This is a genomic window from Raineyella fluvialis (genome assembly GCF_009646095.1).
GTDB classification, from domain to species: Bacteria; Actinomycetota; Actinomycetes; order Propionibacteriales; family Propionibacteriaceae; genus Raineyella; species Raineyella fluvialis.
In genome coordinates this window covers 78089-94078 of sequence record NZ_CP045725.1, presented here as the reverse complement: position 1 = coordinate 94078, position 15990 = coordinate 78089, and the positions used below count along the sequence as shown (strand labels likewise).

The 15990-nt window shown below is 69.6% G+C and carries 13 protein-coding genes, 1 tRNA gene and 2 pseudogenes; 11 read left to right on the top strand and 5 right to left on the bottom strand.

Features of this window, described 5'->3' with window-relative positions:
- Positions 1-310 precede the first annotated feature (310 nt).
- The 4 genes from Rai3103_RS00365 (at position 311) to bfr (ending at position 2948) form a co-directional block, all read left to right on the top strand.
- A complete protein-coding gene (locus Rai3103_RS00365; protein ID WP_153570902.1) occupies positions 311-1258 on the top strand; it encodes a carbohydrate kinase family protein in 948 nt (315 codons plus the stop codon).
- Positions 1259-1305: 47 nt separating this feature from the next.
- Entirely contained in the window at positions 1306-2115 is an 810-nt protein-coding gene (locus Rai3103_RS00360) for a DeoR/GlpR family DNA-binding transcription regulator (RefSeq protein ID WP_153570901.1), read from the top strand.
- A 127-nt stretch (positions 2116-2242) separates the two neighbouring features.
- Positions 2243-2473: a (2Fe-2S)-binding protein gene (locus Rai3103_RS00355; RefSeq protein WP_228489035.1), complete on the top strand. Its 231-nt coding sequence runs from the start codon at positions 2243-2245 to the stop codon at positions 2471-2473.
- A complete protein-coding gene (gene bfr / locus Rai3103_RS00350; protein ID WP_153570900.1) occupies positions 2460-2948 on the top strand; it encodes a bacterioferritin in 489 nt (162 codons plus the stop codon). The genes Rai3103_RS00355 and bfr overlap by 14 nt, the downstream gene beginning before the upstream one ends.
- A 61-nt stretch (positions 2949-3009) precedes the next feature.
- Here the strand turns inward: bfr and Rai3103_RS00345 are convergent, their stop codons facing one another.
- Genes Rai3103_RS00345 through Rai3103_RS00335 form a run of 3 tightly spaced genes read right to left on the bottom strand, consistent with a single transcriptional unit; the run spans position 3010 to position 5463 of the window.
- Positions 3010-3735: a response regulator gene (locus Rai3103_RS00345; protein ID WP_194793204.1), complete on the bottom strand. Its 726-nt coding sequence runs from the start codon at positions 3733-3735 to the stop codon at positions 3010-3012.
- Positions 3728-4414 (bottom strand): sensor histidine kinase, encoded by a 687-nt coding sequence (locus tag Rai3103_RS00340; protein ID WP_153570898.1) that lies wholly within the window; start codon positions 4412-4414, stop codon positions 3728-3730. The genes Rai3103_RS00345 and Rai3103_RS00340 overlap by 8 nt, the downstream gene beginning before the upstream one ends.
- Positions 4411-5463, bottom strand: a complete 1053-nt coding sequence (locus Rai3103_RS00335) for a sensor histidine kinase (protein WP_194793203.1) — start codon at positions 5461-5463, stop codon at positions 4411-4413. The genes Rai3103_RS00340 and Rai3103_RS00335 overlap by 4 nt, the downstream gene beginning before the upstream one ends.
- A gap of 209 nt (positions 5464-5672) precedes the next feature.
- Between Rai3103_RS00335 and Rai3103_RS18875 the strand changes: the two are divergent.
- A pseudogene (locus tag Rai3103_RS18875) lies at positions 5673-7084 on the top strand (cation:dicarboxylate symporter family transporter).
- A 69-nt stretch (positions 7085-7153) separates the two neighbouring features.
- Here the strand turns inward: Rai3103_RS18875 and Rai3103_RS00325 are convergent.
- A tRNA-Arg gene (locus Rai3103_RS00325) sits at positions 7154-7230 on the bottom strand.
- Positions 7231-7305: 75 nt separating this feature from the next.
- Here Rai3103_RS00325 and Rai3103_RS16855 point away from each other — a divergent pair.
- From Rai3103_RS16855 to ettA, 6 genes and pseudogenes are all read left to right on the top strand, one after another.
- The gene (locus Rai3103_RS16855; protein ID WP_194793202.1) at positions 7306-7599 is read left to right on the top strand and encodes a hypothetical protein; all 294 of its coding nucleotides are present in this window, start codon (positions 7306-7308) and stop codon (positions 7597-7599) included.
- Positions 7596-8780, top strand: coding sequence for a PrsW family intramembrane metalloprotease (locus Rai3103_RS00320; protein ID WP_194793201.1), 1185 nt, complete (start codon positions 7596-7598; stop codon positions 8778-8780). Before Rai3103_RS16855 ends, Rai3103_RS00320 begins: the two co-directional genes overlap by 4 nt.
- Positions 8781-8789: 9 nt before the next feature.
- Entirely contained in the window at positions 8790-10643 is a 1854-nt protein-coding gene (locus Rai3103_RS00315; protein ID WP_153570895.1) for a dynamin family protein, read from the top strand.
- Positions 10643-12290, top strand: a pseudogene (locus Rai3103_RS18645) (GTPase). Before Rai3103_RS00315 ends, Rai3103_RS18645 begins: the two are co-directional and overlap by 1 nt.
- A gap of 136 nt (positions 12291-12426) precedes the next feature.
- Positions 12427-13032 (top strand): single-stranded DNA-binding protein, encoded by a 606-nt coding sequence (locus tag Rai3103_RS00305; protein ID WP_153570894.1) that lies wholly within the window; start codon positions 12427-12429, stop codon positions 13030-13032.
- 196 nt (positions 13033-13228) lie between these two features.
- On the top strand, positions 13229-14911 hold the full coding sequence (gene ettA, locus Rai3103_RS00300) for an energy-dependent translational throttle protein EttA (protein ID WP_153570893.1): 1683 nt from the start codon (positions 13229-13231) through the stop codon (positions 14909-14911).
- 139 nt (positions 14912-15050) lie between these two features.
- Here ettA and Rai3103_RS00295 read toward each other — a convergent pair whose 3' ends face one another.
- Entirely contained in the window at positions 15051-15851 is an 801-nt protein-coding gene (locus tag Rai3103_RS00295; protein WP_153570892.1) for an IclR family transcriptional regulator, read from the bottom strand.
- Positions 15852-15990 lie beyond the last annotated feature (139 nt).

The following is a 15990-nucleotide window of genomic DNA, read 5'->3' as shown; positions in this document are numbered from 1 at the left end:
GAACGGCGCACAAATCACAGTAAACAACAACTTGTCACGTATGCAACCAGGATGGGTGTGTCGTTCCCGATGGCATGACGAGTTGCCCCTCTGGCCCGCGACCGCTCGCTAAAGCGAGGACCGGCCTGGGTGAAGAGTGAGATTCCCGACATTCCTTCCCTGTGATTATCTCAGTTGATAACATCTCGGGTCAGTGGATGTCGCACGGCGATGAGGCCGGCGGTGCGGCTCCGTGAGGCCGTCGGGAGACGGATCACGCACCACCCGCGGCCTCGCGCCCACGCGGCGCCCGTGTCCTGGAGGAAGCCCGATGGCCCACGTCGTCTCATTCGGAGCCCACATCGCCGACGCCTTGGGGTGGCCGTTCACCGAGGTCCCGCCGGGACAGCAACTCGCCATCCTCGAGAGGATCAAGTTCACGGTGGCTGGCACCGCCGCGGCACCCTCGGTCAATCTGGCCAAGCTGGGCGTCGACGTGGCCACGGTGGGCCGGATCGGCGACGACTCCATCGGCGAGTTCGTCCGCACCACGATGGAGCGGTACGGCGTCGACACCACCCACCTGACCGTGGATCCACGGCTGCAGACGTCCTCCAGCCTCCTGCCCATCCGCAGGGACGGCTCCCGCCCCGCCCTCCACGTCATCGGTGCCAACGCGGCCCTGAGTGAGGACGACATCCCGTGGGACGTCGTCGCCGAAGCGACGGTGTTCCACCTCGGTGGCGCGTTCATCCTGCCGGGCATCGACGGCCCGCCGATGGCCCGGATCCTCCGGCGGGCGAAGAGTCTGGGCTGCATCACCACGGTCGACTTCCTGATGAGCCCACGCCCGGACGCCCAGGAGTTGATCGGTCCCTCCTTGCCCTACATCGACTACCTGATGCCGAACATCGAGGAGGCGGGCTGGCTGGTCGGCACCGAGGACCGTGCGGCCATCATCGCGTGGCTGCACGCCCAGGGCGTCGGATGCTCGGTGCTGACCATGGGCGGTGAGGGAGTGAGCATCGCCGTCCGTGGCGAGGACGAGATCGTCCTGCCTGCGTACGCCATCGATGTCGTGGACACCACCGGCTGCGGCGACGCCTTCACCTCGGGGTTCATCTCCGGCCTGCTCGACGACCTCGACCTGGTCACGGCCGCGGAACGTGGCCTCGCCTGTGGAAGCCTGGTGGCGACCGGGCTCGGATCTGATGCCGGCATCGTCGACTTCGACCAGGTCGAGCGCTTCCGCACCACCCAGCCGCGACTGCCCGCCTGATCGGGGGCCTGGCATCGAGGGCCGAGGCGCCAGACAAGGAGGTCCGCATGACGATCGAGGCGGGAGCCGGGGCGGCCAGGCCGTCCGGGGACAAACAACCCACAAAGGCCGCCAGGCTCGCGTACATCAGTGCGGCTGTCCGCCGGGAAGGCTTCGTCAACGTCGAGGACCTTGCCGATTCCCTCAACGTCAGCCGGATGACGGTCCACCGTGACCTCGACGAGCTGCAGAGCCTCGGCACGCTGCGCAAGGTGCGCGGAGGCGCCTCGGCCCAGCGCTCGACCCGCTTCGAGAGCGACCTGCAGTACCGTCTCGCCTCGGCCGTCGAGGAGAAGCGCCGGATGGCCGCGGTGGCGGCCGAACTCGCGAACGGGGGAGACGTCGTGCTCGTCGACGATTCCACCTCGGCACTCGCGGTGGTGCCGCGGCTCGGCCAACGTGGCCCGATGACCGTGATCACCAACTTCCTGCCGGCCATGCAGGCTCTGGTCGGGCATCCCGAGATCAGCCTCATCGCCCTGGGCGGACTGTACGAGGAGCGGTACGCAGCCTTCCTCGGGGTGCTGTGTGAGAACAACCTGGCCGATCTGTACGCCGACGTCCTGTTCGCCTCCACCTCCGCCCTGCGCGACACCGTGCTCTATCACCAGGACCAGCGCGTGGTCACGGCCAAGCAGGCGATGATCCGTGCGGCCGGGCGTCGGGTGCTCCTGCTCGACCACAGCAAGATTGGGCAGGGGGCGCTGCACCGGCTGGGGGACATTGCCGACTTCACCCATGTCGTCGTCGACGACTTGGTGCCCAAGGAGGTGATCCGTCGGCTGGCGGACACCGGGGTCGAGGTCCTGATCGGGTGATCCGCAGGGCGTCGTCCTGCCGGATGCGTACCGCCCGGCCGGCCCGCAGCGCGGCACGAACCCTTGAGCCCCACCCTCTCCGATCCGCACCCTGAGTTTAGGCTAACCTAACCTCTGGTTGAGGTTGATGGACATCGGAGGGTGTGACGCGGTGATCGTGTGTCAGTGCAAGGTCGTGACCGACCGCGATGTCGCCGCCATTGTCGACCGTGGCGCCCGGACTGTCGCCCAGGTCTGCCGGGCCACCGGGGTGGGGACGGACTGTGGCGGGTGCATCTTTACCGTCAAGAAGGTGGTGTGCGACCATGTTGTGACGCTCGTCACATCAGGGTCGGAGGCCGTCAGTGAAGCCAGTTAGTCCTCGCGTCATCGAACTGCTGAACACCAGTCTCACCCTCGAACTGACCGTCGTGAACACCTACTTCCTGAACGCCAGGATGTTGGACAACTGGGGTCTGCCCCGACTCGGTCATGTCTTCTATGACCTCTCCATCGCGGAGATGAAGGACGCCGACGAACTCATCCAGCGGATCCTGATGTACGACGGGCACCCGAACGTCCAGAAGATGAACGCCATCCAGATCGGCGAGACCCCTGAGGAGATCCTGCAGCTCGCCTTCGAGGGGGAGAAGGAGGCGATCGCCCTGTTCAACAACGGGGCCGAGGGGTGCCATGCCCTCGGCGATCACGCCTCCGCGGCGTTCTTCGAGGCGATGGCCCGGGATGAGGAGGCACACGCCGACTGGTTCGAGAGCCAGCTCGACTCGATCGCCCGCCTCGGTGCCCAGAACTACCTGGCCCAGCACCTCGACCCCACCTCCGCCCCGGCCTGAGGCAGGCGCGAAAGTGCGACCCCGGGCGCCGACAGCCCGCGTGGTGCTGCGATGTGTGGGCTCAGCGGGTGGAGTGTCCTCGTCGGGCGCCGCTCCAGCGATACTCGTTCTCCGGTCGCCCCGGGGACCCGTAGCGGGGCGAGCGCTCCACCATGCCCGCCCGGTACAGGTGCTCCAGATAGCGGCGTGCCGTCACTCGCGAGGTGCCCACCGCGGTCCCCACCTCACCGGCGCTCTGGGCGCTCTGCGCCGACTGCAGGACCGCCACGACCGCGGTGAGGGTTTCTTCGGTGAGCCCCTTCGGCAGGTCGCTCGGTCCCGTCGCCCTCATCCTGGCGAAGGCGCGATCGACCTCCTCCTGGCCGTCGACCCGGCCCGGCCCCTCGATCTCGATGGCGAGGTCGCGGAAGGACCGCACGCGCTCGGCGAACTGCTGGTATCCGAAGGGCTTGACCAGGTACTGCACCACCCCGAGCGCGATCGAGCGGCGGATCGTCTCGAGCTCGGTGTCAGCGGTCATCGCCAGCACCCCGCCGGTGAAGCCGGCCGATCGCAGTTGCCCCAGCACGTCGAGGCCGTGGCCATCGGGCAGGTTCATGTCGAGCAGGATCATGTCGATCCCGAAGGAGCCGGTGCGGCGTCGCCGCTCGGCCAGGAACGCCAACGCATCGCGGGCGCTGGGGGAGGTGTGCGCCACCTCGAACGCGCCGGCGCGGGCCAGGTATTCGGCATAGGTCTCGGCGGTGAGCCGGTCGTCCTCGACGATCAGCACCGTACTGTCACGCATCGTCATCACTCCCGGAGGCTGAGCGACCGACGTCGAGGGCAGCGGTGGACCGGATCGGGACCTCGACGGTGAAGACGGTGCCCGAGTCCTGCACCAGCTCCACGCGGCCCCCGAGCTGGCGGGCCGTCTGGCGCACCAGTGCCAGCCCCATGCCGCGGCCGGCCGGCCCGGCCGGTTTCGTGGACCAGCCCAGGTCGAAGATCCTCTCCCGGTCGGCGGGCGAGGGTCCTGGGCCACCGTCGGCGACCTGAAGGACAAGCCAGTCACCGTCCACTCTCGCCTCCGCATCGACCCAGCGGTCCCCGTCGGGCACGTCGGGGCCGGCCACCGCGTCGATGGCGTTGTCGAGCAGGTTGCCCAGCAGGGTCACCAGATCACCGGGGGAGATCCCGGTCGGGGCGTCGATCTCGACGCGGTGCTCCATCCGCACCCCTCGCTCCCGGGCCTGCGCCGCCTTGGCCAGGAGCAGGGCGCTCACGGCGGGTTCGGCGTCGCTGGCCGCCGGCGCGTGCAGGGGGGTGCCGACCGTGTGCAGGCCGTCCGTCAGCAACTCCCGCGCCTGGTCCGCGCGCCCCAGCTCGAGCAGGGACAGGACCGTGTGCAGCCGATTCGCGTGCTCATGGGTCTGGGAGCGCAGCGCATCGGTCAGTGACCGCGTGGACTCCAACTCGCGGTTCATGCGCTGGACGTCCGTACGGTCGTAGAGGGTGACGACGGTGCCGTTGTCGGCGGTCGCGGTGCCTCCCCGGCGCCAGGGCAGCAGTCCGGGCCGGGCGGCGGGGCGGGTGCGGTGCTGGTTGACCACGAGGATCCGCTCACCGGCCAGGAAGAGCTCGTCACGAGCCTCGCGGCGGGAACGGAGCAGGTCGGCGAGCGGAGCCGGCAGGTCCAGATCGGCCACCCGCGCCGCCACCGCGGAGCCGTCACTTCGGCTGTTGTCGGGAGGCCCCCGGTCCCGGCCGAGGGTGGCAGTCCCAGCAGCTCCGCGGCGCGATCGTTGTAGAGGCCCAGGCTCCCGTCCGGCGCCAGCAGGACGATCCCGACATTGACGTTGTGAAGGGCCGTGTCGAGGAACGTGAAGTTCTCCGCCAACTGCCGCGGTCCCAGCCCGAACGTCGTACGGTCCAGGTAGCGGTTGAGCGCCCAACTGGCCAGCAGGCCCACCGCTGCCACCGCCGCGGCCAGCCCGAGGATCGTGGGGATCTGGGCGCGGGCGGCGATGTCCAGCCGGGAGACGGTCTGGCCGACCGAGACGATGCCGATCACCCGTCCCGGAGCCCCTCCTCCCTGCGCCTCGCGAGCCCGGATGGGGACGAGGGCGCGGACCGAGGGCCCGGCGGTGCCGGTGGTGGACGTCTCGACGAAGTCTGTCCCCGACAGGGCCGGTTCGAGCTGACCCGGATAGTGCGTGCCCACCCAGTCGGGGCGGAAATGCGACAGCCGGGTGCCGTCAAGGGTCAGGAAGGTCACCCAGCTGATGCCCGCTCGATCCGCGGCCTCCAGGGCCAGCGGTTCCAGGACACGCGACGGGTCAGACGACTCGTACGCCGCCACGACCTCCTGCTCCTGGGCGAGCAGGCGAGCGGTCGCCAGCACCCGGTCGCTCTCGGCCCGGTACACGCCCTCGCGGGTGTAGCTGAAGCTGATCCAGCTGGCCAGCAGGGTCAGGATGACCAGGCCCAGCAACTGCGCGGCCGCCAGTCGGCGAGCCAGGCTCCAGGCGCGCACCGTTCCTCCCCTCCGGCCCGTCATCCCGATCCGACCAAGCCTGTCCACGCTCTCGGTCCGGCAGACCGGGGGCGCGGGGCCATTGTGACGCGAGTCATGAACTTTATGACCGCAAACGTGACCGAGACCACAGCGACCGCGAAGATCGGCTCAGTACCTCGCCCGTGAGCGTCGTCATCTCCCTCCACCCGTCCCCTGCCACGACAAGGATGTCGCATGCTGACTCCCACAAGTGCCCCCGAGCGGCGAAGCCCGAAGCCGAGAAGACCCGGGATCGTACGCACTGGCTCTACATCTCCGTGATCACCTCGGTGGTGCTCGGTGCCGCCGTCGGCCTGCTGTTCCCCGAGTTCGGCAAGTCGCTCAAGCCACTGGGCGATGGCTTCGTGGCCCTGATCAAGATGATGATCGCGCCGGTCATCTTCTGCACCATCGTCCTGGGCATCGGCTCGATCGCGCGGGCGGCCACGGTGGGCAAGGTCGGCGGCCTGGCACTGATCTACTTCCTGACCATGTCGACGTTCGCCCTCGCCCTGGGGCTCGTGGTCGGCAACGTGATCCACCCGGGTGTGGGACTGCACCTCACGCCGTACAACCCGTCCGCCAAGGCCACGATGGACCCGACCGCGGCCTTCCTCCTCGAGATCATCCCCGGGTCACTGCCCGTGTTGCCGGTGCTGTTCGTGGCCCTGCTGGTGGGGTTCGCGCTGCAGAAGATGGGGAGGCCGGCAAGCCGCTGCTCAACCTCGTGTCGCTGGTCCAGGGCGTCGTGTTCCGCATCCTGATGATGGTGATGTGGGTCGCGCCGATCGGTGCGTTCGGTGCCATCGCCGCAGTCGTCGGCGCGACCGGATGGGCAGCGATCGGTGCCATGGCGCTGCTGATGGGTGCTTTCTACCTGACCTGCGTGCTGTTCATCGTGGTCGTCCTCGGGACCATTCTGAAGGTCGTCACCGGCCTGAACATCTTCGCGCTGCTGCGCTACCTGGCGCGGGAGTACCTGCTGATCTTCGCGACGTCGTCGTCGGAGTCGGCGCTGCCGCGCCTGATGGCGAAGCTGGAGCACGCCGGCGTCTCGAAGCCCGTGGTGGGTGTCACCGTGCCGACCGGCTACTCCTTCAACCTGGACGGCACCGCCATCTACCTGACCATGGCCGCCCTGTTCGTCTCCAACGCCATGGGCATGCACATGTCCCTGGGTGAGCAGGTCGGACTCCTGGTCTTCATGATCATCGCCTCCAAGGGTGCCGCGGGTGTGACGGGCGCCGGTCTGGCGACGCTCGCCGCCGGCCTGCAGTCGCACCAGCCCGCGCTGCTGGGCGGCATGGGCGTGATCGTGGGCATCGACAAGTTCATGTCCGAGGCTCGCGCCCTGACCAACTTCACCGGTAATGCCGTGGCCACCCTGGCCCTCGGCAAGTGGGTCGGCGAGTTCGACGTCGCCAAGGCCCGGGCGGTCCTCTCCAAGCAGGATCCGTTCGACGAGGCCATGGTCATCGGCCACGGCGAGATCGAGGGCGACAAGGGATTCGATCCGTACGAGTCGCCGACCATCGCCGAGCAGGCCGTCGAGGGCCATCCGACCTCGAGCTTGAACGTCACCGTGGGGGCAAAGCTGTAATCAGGTCCGCCTGATCAGTGACGAAGACGGCGCCACGACCCGGGAGGGATCCCGGTCGTGGCGCCGTTGTGGCGCCCCCAGTGCGACTCGAACGCACGACCGGCAGATTAGAAGGCTGCTGCTCTATCCAGCTGAGCTATGGGGGCAGTGCGCTCGATTGTAACGGCCTCCCCGCAGCAGCGCCGACCCGGCAACTCTTCCTGCCTGGGTAGCCTGGCCCTATGTCCGTCGACGTCCCACCCCCGGCCGGAGAGCGCCCACCCACGGTGGTGGTCGGCGCGGTGCCTGAGCCGGGAGGCGACGTCCTGGTTCGCCGTGAGCGGCGGCGCAACGGTCTGCCGGCGCCGGTGGATCGTACGGTCCCCCTCCCGCGACGGGTCCTCGGTGACTGGCGGCTGTGGATGTCCCTCGCCACGATCGCCCTCTTCGTCGCGGCGTTCCAGGTCAACTGGCTGCTCTTCGTTCCCGAGCACGCCACCGCGGGGGAACCATCCAGGGGCTCGGCACCGCCGTGATCCCGAAGGCGGCACGGCTGGCGGCCTACACCGCCGTACCGCTGGCGGTGCTCTTCATCCTGGCCGACCGGCTGCGCCCGCAGGGACTGTGGCTGTGGACCATCGCGCTCGTCTGGGGTGGGCTGGTCTCGACGGCGATCGCCGCACCCATCAACACGTGGGCCTCGGCCCACCTGTCCGTCGTCGGCGACGGCGATCCGGCGACCAGCCTGCGCGGTGCCGTCTTCATCGCCCCCTTCGTCGAGGAGGCGGCCAAGGCGACGGTTGTCTTCTGGCTCGCCATCCTGTTGCGCAACCGGGTCACCTCGTGGCTCTCCACCGTGGCACTGGCGGGTCTGTCGGGCACCGGGTTCGCCTTCGTCGAGAACATCGTCTACTACGCCCGCGTCTATCGCTACGTGTCCGTGACGTCCGGTACGGGCGTCGACGCTCAGCAGGCGATGGACCAGCTCGCCCTGGTGCGCGGCGGGATGACCTTCTTCGCCCACCCCCTGTTCACCCTGATGACCGGCATCGGCCTGGCGACCGCCCTCGGCGCTCGCAGCAAGAGGGTGCGGGTGCTGGCGCCGCTGACCGGCTTCCTCGTCGCGGCCCTCCTCCACATGGTCTTCAACTTCACCGCGTCGGCGGACTCGCCCGTCGGGCTGATGCTGTGGTTCGTCGCCCTGTCACTCGTGGGCACCGTCGTCGGCGTGATCATCACCCGGATGCGCCGGGAACGGGCGCTCCTGCGCGCCAGGCTCGCCGACTATGTCCGGTTCGGCTGGCTGGATGAGCGGGAGGCGGTGGCCCTGAGCCGGTGGCGGGTCCGGCTGCGGGCGCGGTGGTACGCGCTGTGGCGGGGGCCTGGGACGTACGTCGCGACCTGGCGCCTGCAGCACCTGGCGACCGAGTTGGCCGGCCTGCGTGACGCTGTGGGTCGGGGGCTGGTCGACGCCACCGCCCAAGGCCGTGAAGCCGAGCTGCTCGAGGAGCTGCGGGCGTTGCGTCCGACGGCGGTGTTGGTCGGTGAGGGGGCACTCGAGTACCCCTGGCAGCGCTGGTGGCGTGCCCTGCGCGAACTGAGGTCCCGTCCCGCCGGGCCGGAACCGCTGGGCGTGGGGAGCGACGGCCTCCCGCTAGGATCATCAGGCATCGAGTACTCGCCGGTGGATCCGCGTTGGGGCCCACCTGAGCAGTAGGAGGGATCCATGACAGGACGGCTGGCGGAAGCACTCGAGGAGCTGCGGACCGCGGTGGCCGACGTCCACCTGCCGCTGCCGATCCCGGGTGCCGAGCGCGCGTCGGCCGAGGCCAACGCCATCGGTGACCAGCTGTCCGACTACGTGTTGCCGCGGTTGGCCCGTCTGGACGCGCCGCTGCTCGTCGTGGTCGGCGGGTCGACGGGAGCGGGCAAATCCACCTTGGTGAACTCGCTCGTCGGGCGGCAGGTCTCGACCTCCGGAGTGATCCGTCCGACCACCCGGCACCCGGTCCTGGTGCACAACTCCGAGGACGCCCACTGGTTCACCGATCAGCGCATTCTGCCCGGCCTGGCCCGCACCACCGGTGAGGGGCACGAAGGGGGTGCGCTGCGACTGGTTGCCGAGCCGACCCTGCCGCGCGGCCTGGCGATCCTCGACGCACCCGACATCGATTCGGTGGTGGACGAGAACCGGGCGTTGGCCGGGCAACTCCTCGCCGCTGCTGACATGTGGTTGTTCGTCACGTCCGCGGCCCGCTACGCGGATGCCGTCCCCTGGGATTTCCTGAACGACGCCGCGCACCGTCAGGTCGTCGTCGGCGTGGTGCTCGACCGGGTGCCCCCTGCCGGCATGCGCGACATCCCCGGACACCTGGGGCAGATGATGGCGCATCGGGGTCTGGGCCGCTCGCCGCTGTTCGCCGTGCCCGAGACGACTGTCGACGCCCAGGGGATCCTGCCGAACGCCGCTGTGGCGCCCATCCGTGGGTGGCTCGCGAGCCTCGTCACCGACGAGCAGTCCCGCCAGGAGGTCGTCCGCGCCACGCTGACCGGCGCGATCACCGACGCCACCCGCAGGGCCCCCGCGATCGCCGCAGCCGTGGATGAGCAGGTCGCTGCCATCACCCGGCTGCGCGACGACGCCAACTCCGCGTACGACCAGGCGGTGAAGGCGGTGACCGTCCGCACCGCCGACGGCACGCTGCTGCGCGGCGAGGTCCTCGCCCGCTGGCACGAGTTCGTCGGCACCGGTGAGTTCATGCGGGCGGTGGAGAAGCGGATCAGCCTGCTGCGCGACCGGATGATGGCGGCCCTGCGGGGGCAGCCGCCCGAGGCCGACCAGGTCAAGGTCGCCGTCGAGTCCGGGCTGGAGGCTCTGGTGATCGAGGAGGGCCGGGCCGCCGCCGAGCGCGCCGAGGCGGCCTGGCGGGGCGATCCTGCCGGGCGGTTCGTCCTCGACCGGTCGTCGGTCGACCTGGCCGGCACCTCACACGACTTCGATGACCAGGTCGCGCGGATGATCCGGGAGTGGCAGCGTGCCGTCCTCGAGACGGTCAGCGAGGAGGGCGGCCGGCGACGGCTGGCGGCCCGCTACCTGGCCCTCGGCGTGAACGGGATCGCGGCCACCTTGATGGTGCTGGTCTTCACCCAGACCGGCGGCCTGACCGGGGCCGAGGTCGGCATCGCCGGCGGATCGGTGGCCCTGGCCCAGAGCCTGCTGGAGGCGGTTTTCGGGGACGAGAACGTCCGGCGGATGGCGAAGAAGGCCAAGGAGGACCTCGACGAGCGGATCGAGGTCCTGATGTCGTCGGAATTGCTGCGCTACCACCAGGCCCTGGTCGTCCTCCAGGTCCGGCCCCAGCAGGCCGACGAGATCCGAGACGCGGCACGCAACGTCGCGGCCGCCGCTGCCGGTGGGCCGATCGAGGGGGCGTACGTCGAGGCGGCCCCCGAGCGCGCCTCGCTCAGCCCGGGAGAGCCGCGCGCGCTGAGCGCGGGCGAGTCAACAGGAGCGGACACCCGTTACACCGGTGAGCCGGGTGAGCCCGCGGATGCGGCCCACCACGATGAGGAGCAGTGATGTCCCGACCGCCGAAGACCGGACTCGCCGACCGGCTGCGGGCCCTCGACGCCGCGGTGGACGCCGCGTCCGGCCGGGTCGATCCGGCGATCCTCTCCGAAGCCCGTGCCATCGTCGGTCGTGCCGGGCAGCGGCTGCGCTTCTCCGGGGCGGCGACAGTGGCGGCGCTGGCCGGTGCCACCGGTTCGGGCAAGTCCACCCTCTTCAACGCCCTCGCCGGCAGTGAGATCTCCACGCCCGGTGTCCGCCGCCCCACGACCGCCCATCCGGCGGCCGCGACCTGGGGTGACGAACCGACCGCCGAACTGCTGGACTGGCTGGCGGTGCAGCGACGCCACCATGTCGAGGGGGCGGGCAGGACGACGGCCTCGACGGCCTGGTGCTGCTCGACCTGCCGGACCACGACTCCGTCGAGGTCAGCCACCGGATGGAGGTCGACCGGCTCGTACGCCTCGTCGACATGCTCGTCTGGGTGGTCGACCCGCAGAAGTACGCCGACGCCGCGCTGCACGACAACTACCTCGTCCCGCTGCGCGAGTACGCGCCGGTGATGATGGTCGTGCTCAATCAGGTCGACCGGTTGTCGCCGGCCGATCGGCGCCGGACCGTCGACGACCTGAGGGCCTTGCTGGACCGCGAGGGGCTGGCGGACGTCCCGATCCACCCGGTCTCGGCCACCACGGGCGAGGGCCTGGCCGAGCTGCGCGCCATCCTCGCCGGCAGGGTCCGGGACAAGCAGGCCGCGGCCCAGCGGGTCGGGGTCGACCTGGCCAGCATCGTGGCCCGCCTGCGCGAGGCCTCCGGCACCGCGGCCGCCGCACGAGTGACCGATCGGACCGTCGCCGACCTCGACAAGGCCTGCGCTCACGCGGCCGGCGTCCCCGCTGTGACCGAGGCCGTCGGACAGGCGTGGCGACGGCGGGCCGGGGAGCGACCGGCTGGCCGCCGGTGTCCTGGATCGCGACCCTGCGTCCCGACCCGCTGCGCCGACTCCACCTGGACCTCATCCCGCGACGCCGGTCCCGACGGGAGATCGAGTCCGGGCTCGACACCCGGCACGCGCCGACGGGCGTGGCCCGGACCTCGGTCACGGCGTTCCAGGGCGTCCCCGCTGCCCGCGTCGACACGGCGCTGCGCGTACTCGCGGACGAGGCGTCGGTGGGACTGACCCGCGGGTGGGCGGATGCCGTCCGGGAGGCGGCGCGGTCCCGCACCGATGACCTCGCCGAGGAACTTGACCGCGCCATCGGCTCGACGAACCTGCAGATGCACCGCAACCGTCGGTGGTGGACGGTGGTCAGGATCCTCCAGTGGCTCCTCATCGCCACCGTGCTCGGCGGACTGGGCTGGCTCGCGGCGGACTTCGGGCTGCTCTACCTGCGGATGCCGGCGTTGCCCGACCTGGCGTGGCGCGGTGTTCCGCTGCCCACCGCACTGGTCGGCGGGGGCGTCGTCCTGGGTCTCGTCGTCGCCGGGCTGAGTCGCATCGGCGTCGAGGTGGGCGCGCGTCGCAAGGTCGCCACGGCCCGCCGGGCGCTGCTGGGCAAGATCGACACGGTGACCCGCGAACTGGTCGTCCAGCCCGTGAACGAGGAACTCGACCGCTACGAGAGGGTGCGCGCCAATCTGCTCGTCGCCTCCGACTGAGTCGTTGTCCACAGGTCGCCGGCTGCCGAACCCACGTGTCCACACGTCGGGTCCGACCCGGCCGATCCGTGGTCGCCGGTCCCATCCTCCGGGGGAGACCACTCCCCATGCGGGGCAGACCTGACCGGAGGAAGACATGGACGCCACCATCACCGTCACCGGAAACCTGGGTGCCGATCCGCGGATACGCGCGGTGGGCACCGAGCAGCACCTGTTCACCGAGTTCTCGATCGCCCACACTCCCAGGGTCCAGCGCGACGGGGCCTGGCAGGACGGGACGACCACGTGGTATCGCATCACGTGCTGGCGGCGGCTGGCCGAGAATGCATTCAACTCGCTGCGGCGCGGTGACGGGGTGATCGTCCACGGCAGGGTGCGCACCCACGAGTGGGCGGACAAGGACGGGGTGGTGCAGACCCGCGACGTGGTCGAGGCGTTGTCGATCGGGCCCGACCTCAACCGGGGGACGGTGGTGGTGATCCGCCGCAGCCGCAACGCAGAGTCCCGGCCCGTTACGGAATCGGCGCCGGTCGCGGCGGACGGTGTCGAGCATGACCCGCAGGACCTCGATTCCGGCTACCCCGGAGGGTCTGCGTTCGAGGCGGCCGCGTTGGAGGGATCTCCCTTTGAGCGCGTTTCGCCCGAGGAAGCGGGCGCCGACCTTTCCTACGAGGGGCGGGCGACGGAGGTGGAGGAGGCGTCCCCAGGCGGATCGGACGCCTACCAGGAGGCGGTCGCCTGAGCCGACCGGGCGGGGCGGGGTCTGGCGATGCTGTGTCATGCCGGACCCCGGGACGGGCGCGAGTGCCGGCCTTTCGCATGGCGCGAGGATTGGGGCGACCCCACTCTCGCTGGCATACTGGCGACGGCGTGCCCTCGGGCCGTCCCGCCCTTCCGGACCGTGTCCGGGTCCGTTCGTGAGAAAGCTGGAGTGATTCGTGGCTGAGTTCATCTGCACGATGCACAACGTCCGCAAGAAGCTGGGTGACAAGGTCGTTCTCGACAACGTCACGATGTCGTTCTTCCCTGACGCCAAGATCGGCGTCGTGGGCCCCAACGGGGCCGGCAAGTCGACGCTGCTGAAGCTCATGGCCGGTCTCCTCCAGGCCGACAACGGCGACGTGATGATCTCCAAGGACGCCACCGTCGGCATCCTCCTGCAGGAGCCGCCCCTCACCGAGGGCAAGACCGTGCTGGAGAACATCGAGGAGGGCGTGGCCGAGATCAAGGGCAAGCTCGACCGCTTCAACCAGATCGGCATGGAGATGGCCGATCCGGATGCCGACTTCGACGCTCTGATGGCCGAGATGGGTGACCTCCAGACCGCCCTCGATGCCGCGAACGCCTGGGACCTCGACTCCCAGCTCGAGCAGGCTATGGACGCTCTGCGCTGCCCGCCGCCGGACGCGATCGTCGACGTGCTCTCCGGTGGCGAACGTCGCCGCGTGGCCATGTGCAAGCTTCTGCTCGAGCAGCCCGACCTGCTGCTCCTCGATGAGCCCACCAACCACCTCGACGCCGAGTCCGTCGCCTGGCTGGAGAGCCACCTCAAGTCCTACCCGGGCGCCGTGCTGGCCGTCACCCACGACCGATACTTCCTCGACAACGTCGCCAGCTGGATCTGTGAGGTCGACCGCGGCCAGCTCCACCCGTACGAGGGGAACTACTCCACCTATCTGGAGACCAAGCGCAAGCGTCTGCAGATCGAGGGCCAGAAGGACGCGAAGCGGGCCAGGATCCTGGAGAAGGAACTCGAGTGGGTCCGCTCCAGCCCGAAGGCACGTCAGGCCAAGAACAAGGCCCGACTCGCCCGGTACGAGGAGCTGGCGGCGGAGGCCGAGCGCAACCGCAAGCTGGACACGTCCGAGATCAACATCCCGCCGGGCCCGCGCCTCGGCAACGATGTCCTCAAGGCCAGCCAGGTCCACAAGGCGTTCGACGAGCGCGAGCTGTTCGACGGCCTCAGCTTCGAGCTGCCTCGCGCCGGCATCGTCGGGGTGATCGGCCCGAACGGTGTCGGCAAGTCGACACTGTTCAAGATGATCGTCGGCCAGGAGACGCCCGACACCGGCACGCTGGACCTCGGTAAGACCGTCTCCTTCTCCTACGTCGACCAGAGCCGTGCCGGCATCGATCCCGACAAGAACGTGTGGGAGGTCGTCTCCGACGGGCTCGACTTCATCAAGGTCGCCAACTTCGAGATGCCCTCGCGGGCCTATGTGGCCTCCTTCGGCTTCAAGGGCCCCGACCAGCAGAAGAAGTCGTCCATGCTCTCCGGAGGTGAGCGCAACCGCCTCAACCTCGCCCTCACCCTGAAGATGGGCGGCAACCTGCTGCTGCTCGACGAGCCGACCAACGACCTCGACGTCGAGACGCTGCAGTCGCTCGAGGACGCGCTGCTGGAGTTCCCCGGCTGTGCGGTCGTGATCTCCCACGACCGCTGGTTCCTCGACCGTGTCGCGACCCACATCCTCGCCTGGGAGGGCACCGAGGAGGACCCCGCCGAGTGGTTCTGGTACGAGGGCAACTTCGAGGACTACGAGAAGAACAAGATCGAGCGACTCGGTGTCGAGGCCGCCCGGCCGCACCGCGCCACCCATCGCCGTCTCACCAGGGACTGAGCTCAGTCGTCCCCCGATCCTGCCGGTCGGGGGACGACCCCACAGTGGGTTTGCGGGGACGCACCCAGGGACCAGCAGAGGGCTCCGCACCGATCTCGGTGCGGAGCCCTCTGCTTGTCAGGCTTGTTCGCCGGCCGGGTCAGGCCGACTTCATCACTGCGGCGCGTTGACGGCGCGCCCGCAGCTGGGCCGCGTAGACCTTGGAGGCCTCGAAGGAGATCTGGCGCAGCGGGGTGGCCCAGCGACGGGGGTCGAACTTGCCGACCGGACCGGAGATGCTGAGGGCCGCCACCGGGGTGTGCGTGGGCGACATCACCGGAGCCGCGACGCAGTTCAGGCCGCGCCGCACCTCCTCGAAGTCGAACGCGATGCCCTGCTCCTTGACGCGGGCCAGCTGGCGGCGCAGCTTGTCCGGATCGGTGATGGTGTGCGGCGTGATCGCCGGCAGCTCGCCGCTGCAGACCTGGTCGATGAGCACGGGGTCGTACGCGAGCATCGCCTTGCCGATACCGGTGCAGTACGCCGGCACCCGGCCGCCGATGCGGGACGGCGAGGGCACCCGGTGGAAGCCGTGCAGCTTGTTGAGGTAGACGACTTCGCTGCCCTGGAGCACGGCCAGGTGCACCGTCTGGCGCGACTGCTCGTACAGGATCGAGAGGAACGGCGTGAGTACGTCGCGGAGCATGTCGATCTCCGGAGCGGACTCCGGGGTCGGCAGGTCGTGGATCATCGGCCCCAGCCGATAGTTGCTCCCCGCCCGCTCGACCGCTCCGTTGCGCTCCAGGATGCCGAGTAGACGGAAGGCGGTCGACTTGCTGAGCTCCGTACGGCGCGCCAGCTCGCTCACGCCGACACCCGTCGTTGCTTCGTCGCCGAAGGCCCGAAGCAGCGCTAATGCTTTGTCGACGGCAGTACGGCTGTCGCGCTGGCCCGTTGTCATCCATTCACCTCCGGAGTTGCACCCTCTATGGTGCATTCAACAGGAAAGAGTGCCGCAGGGTGGCACCGTGGGGCACACACTACCTGTCGATAGCGAGGTCTGGTGACATCGGCCGCCCCTGCGGGCCCTCAGCGCCGCT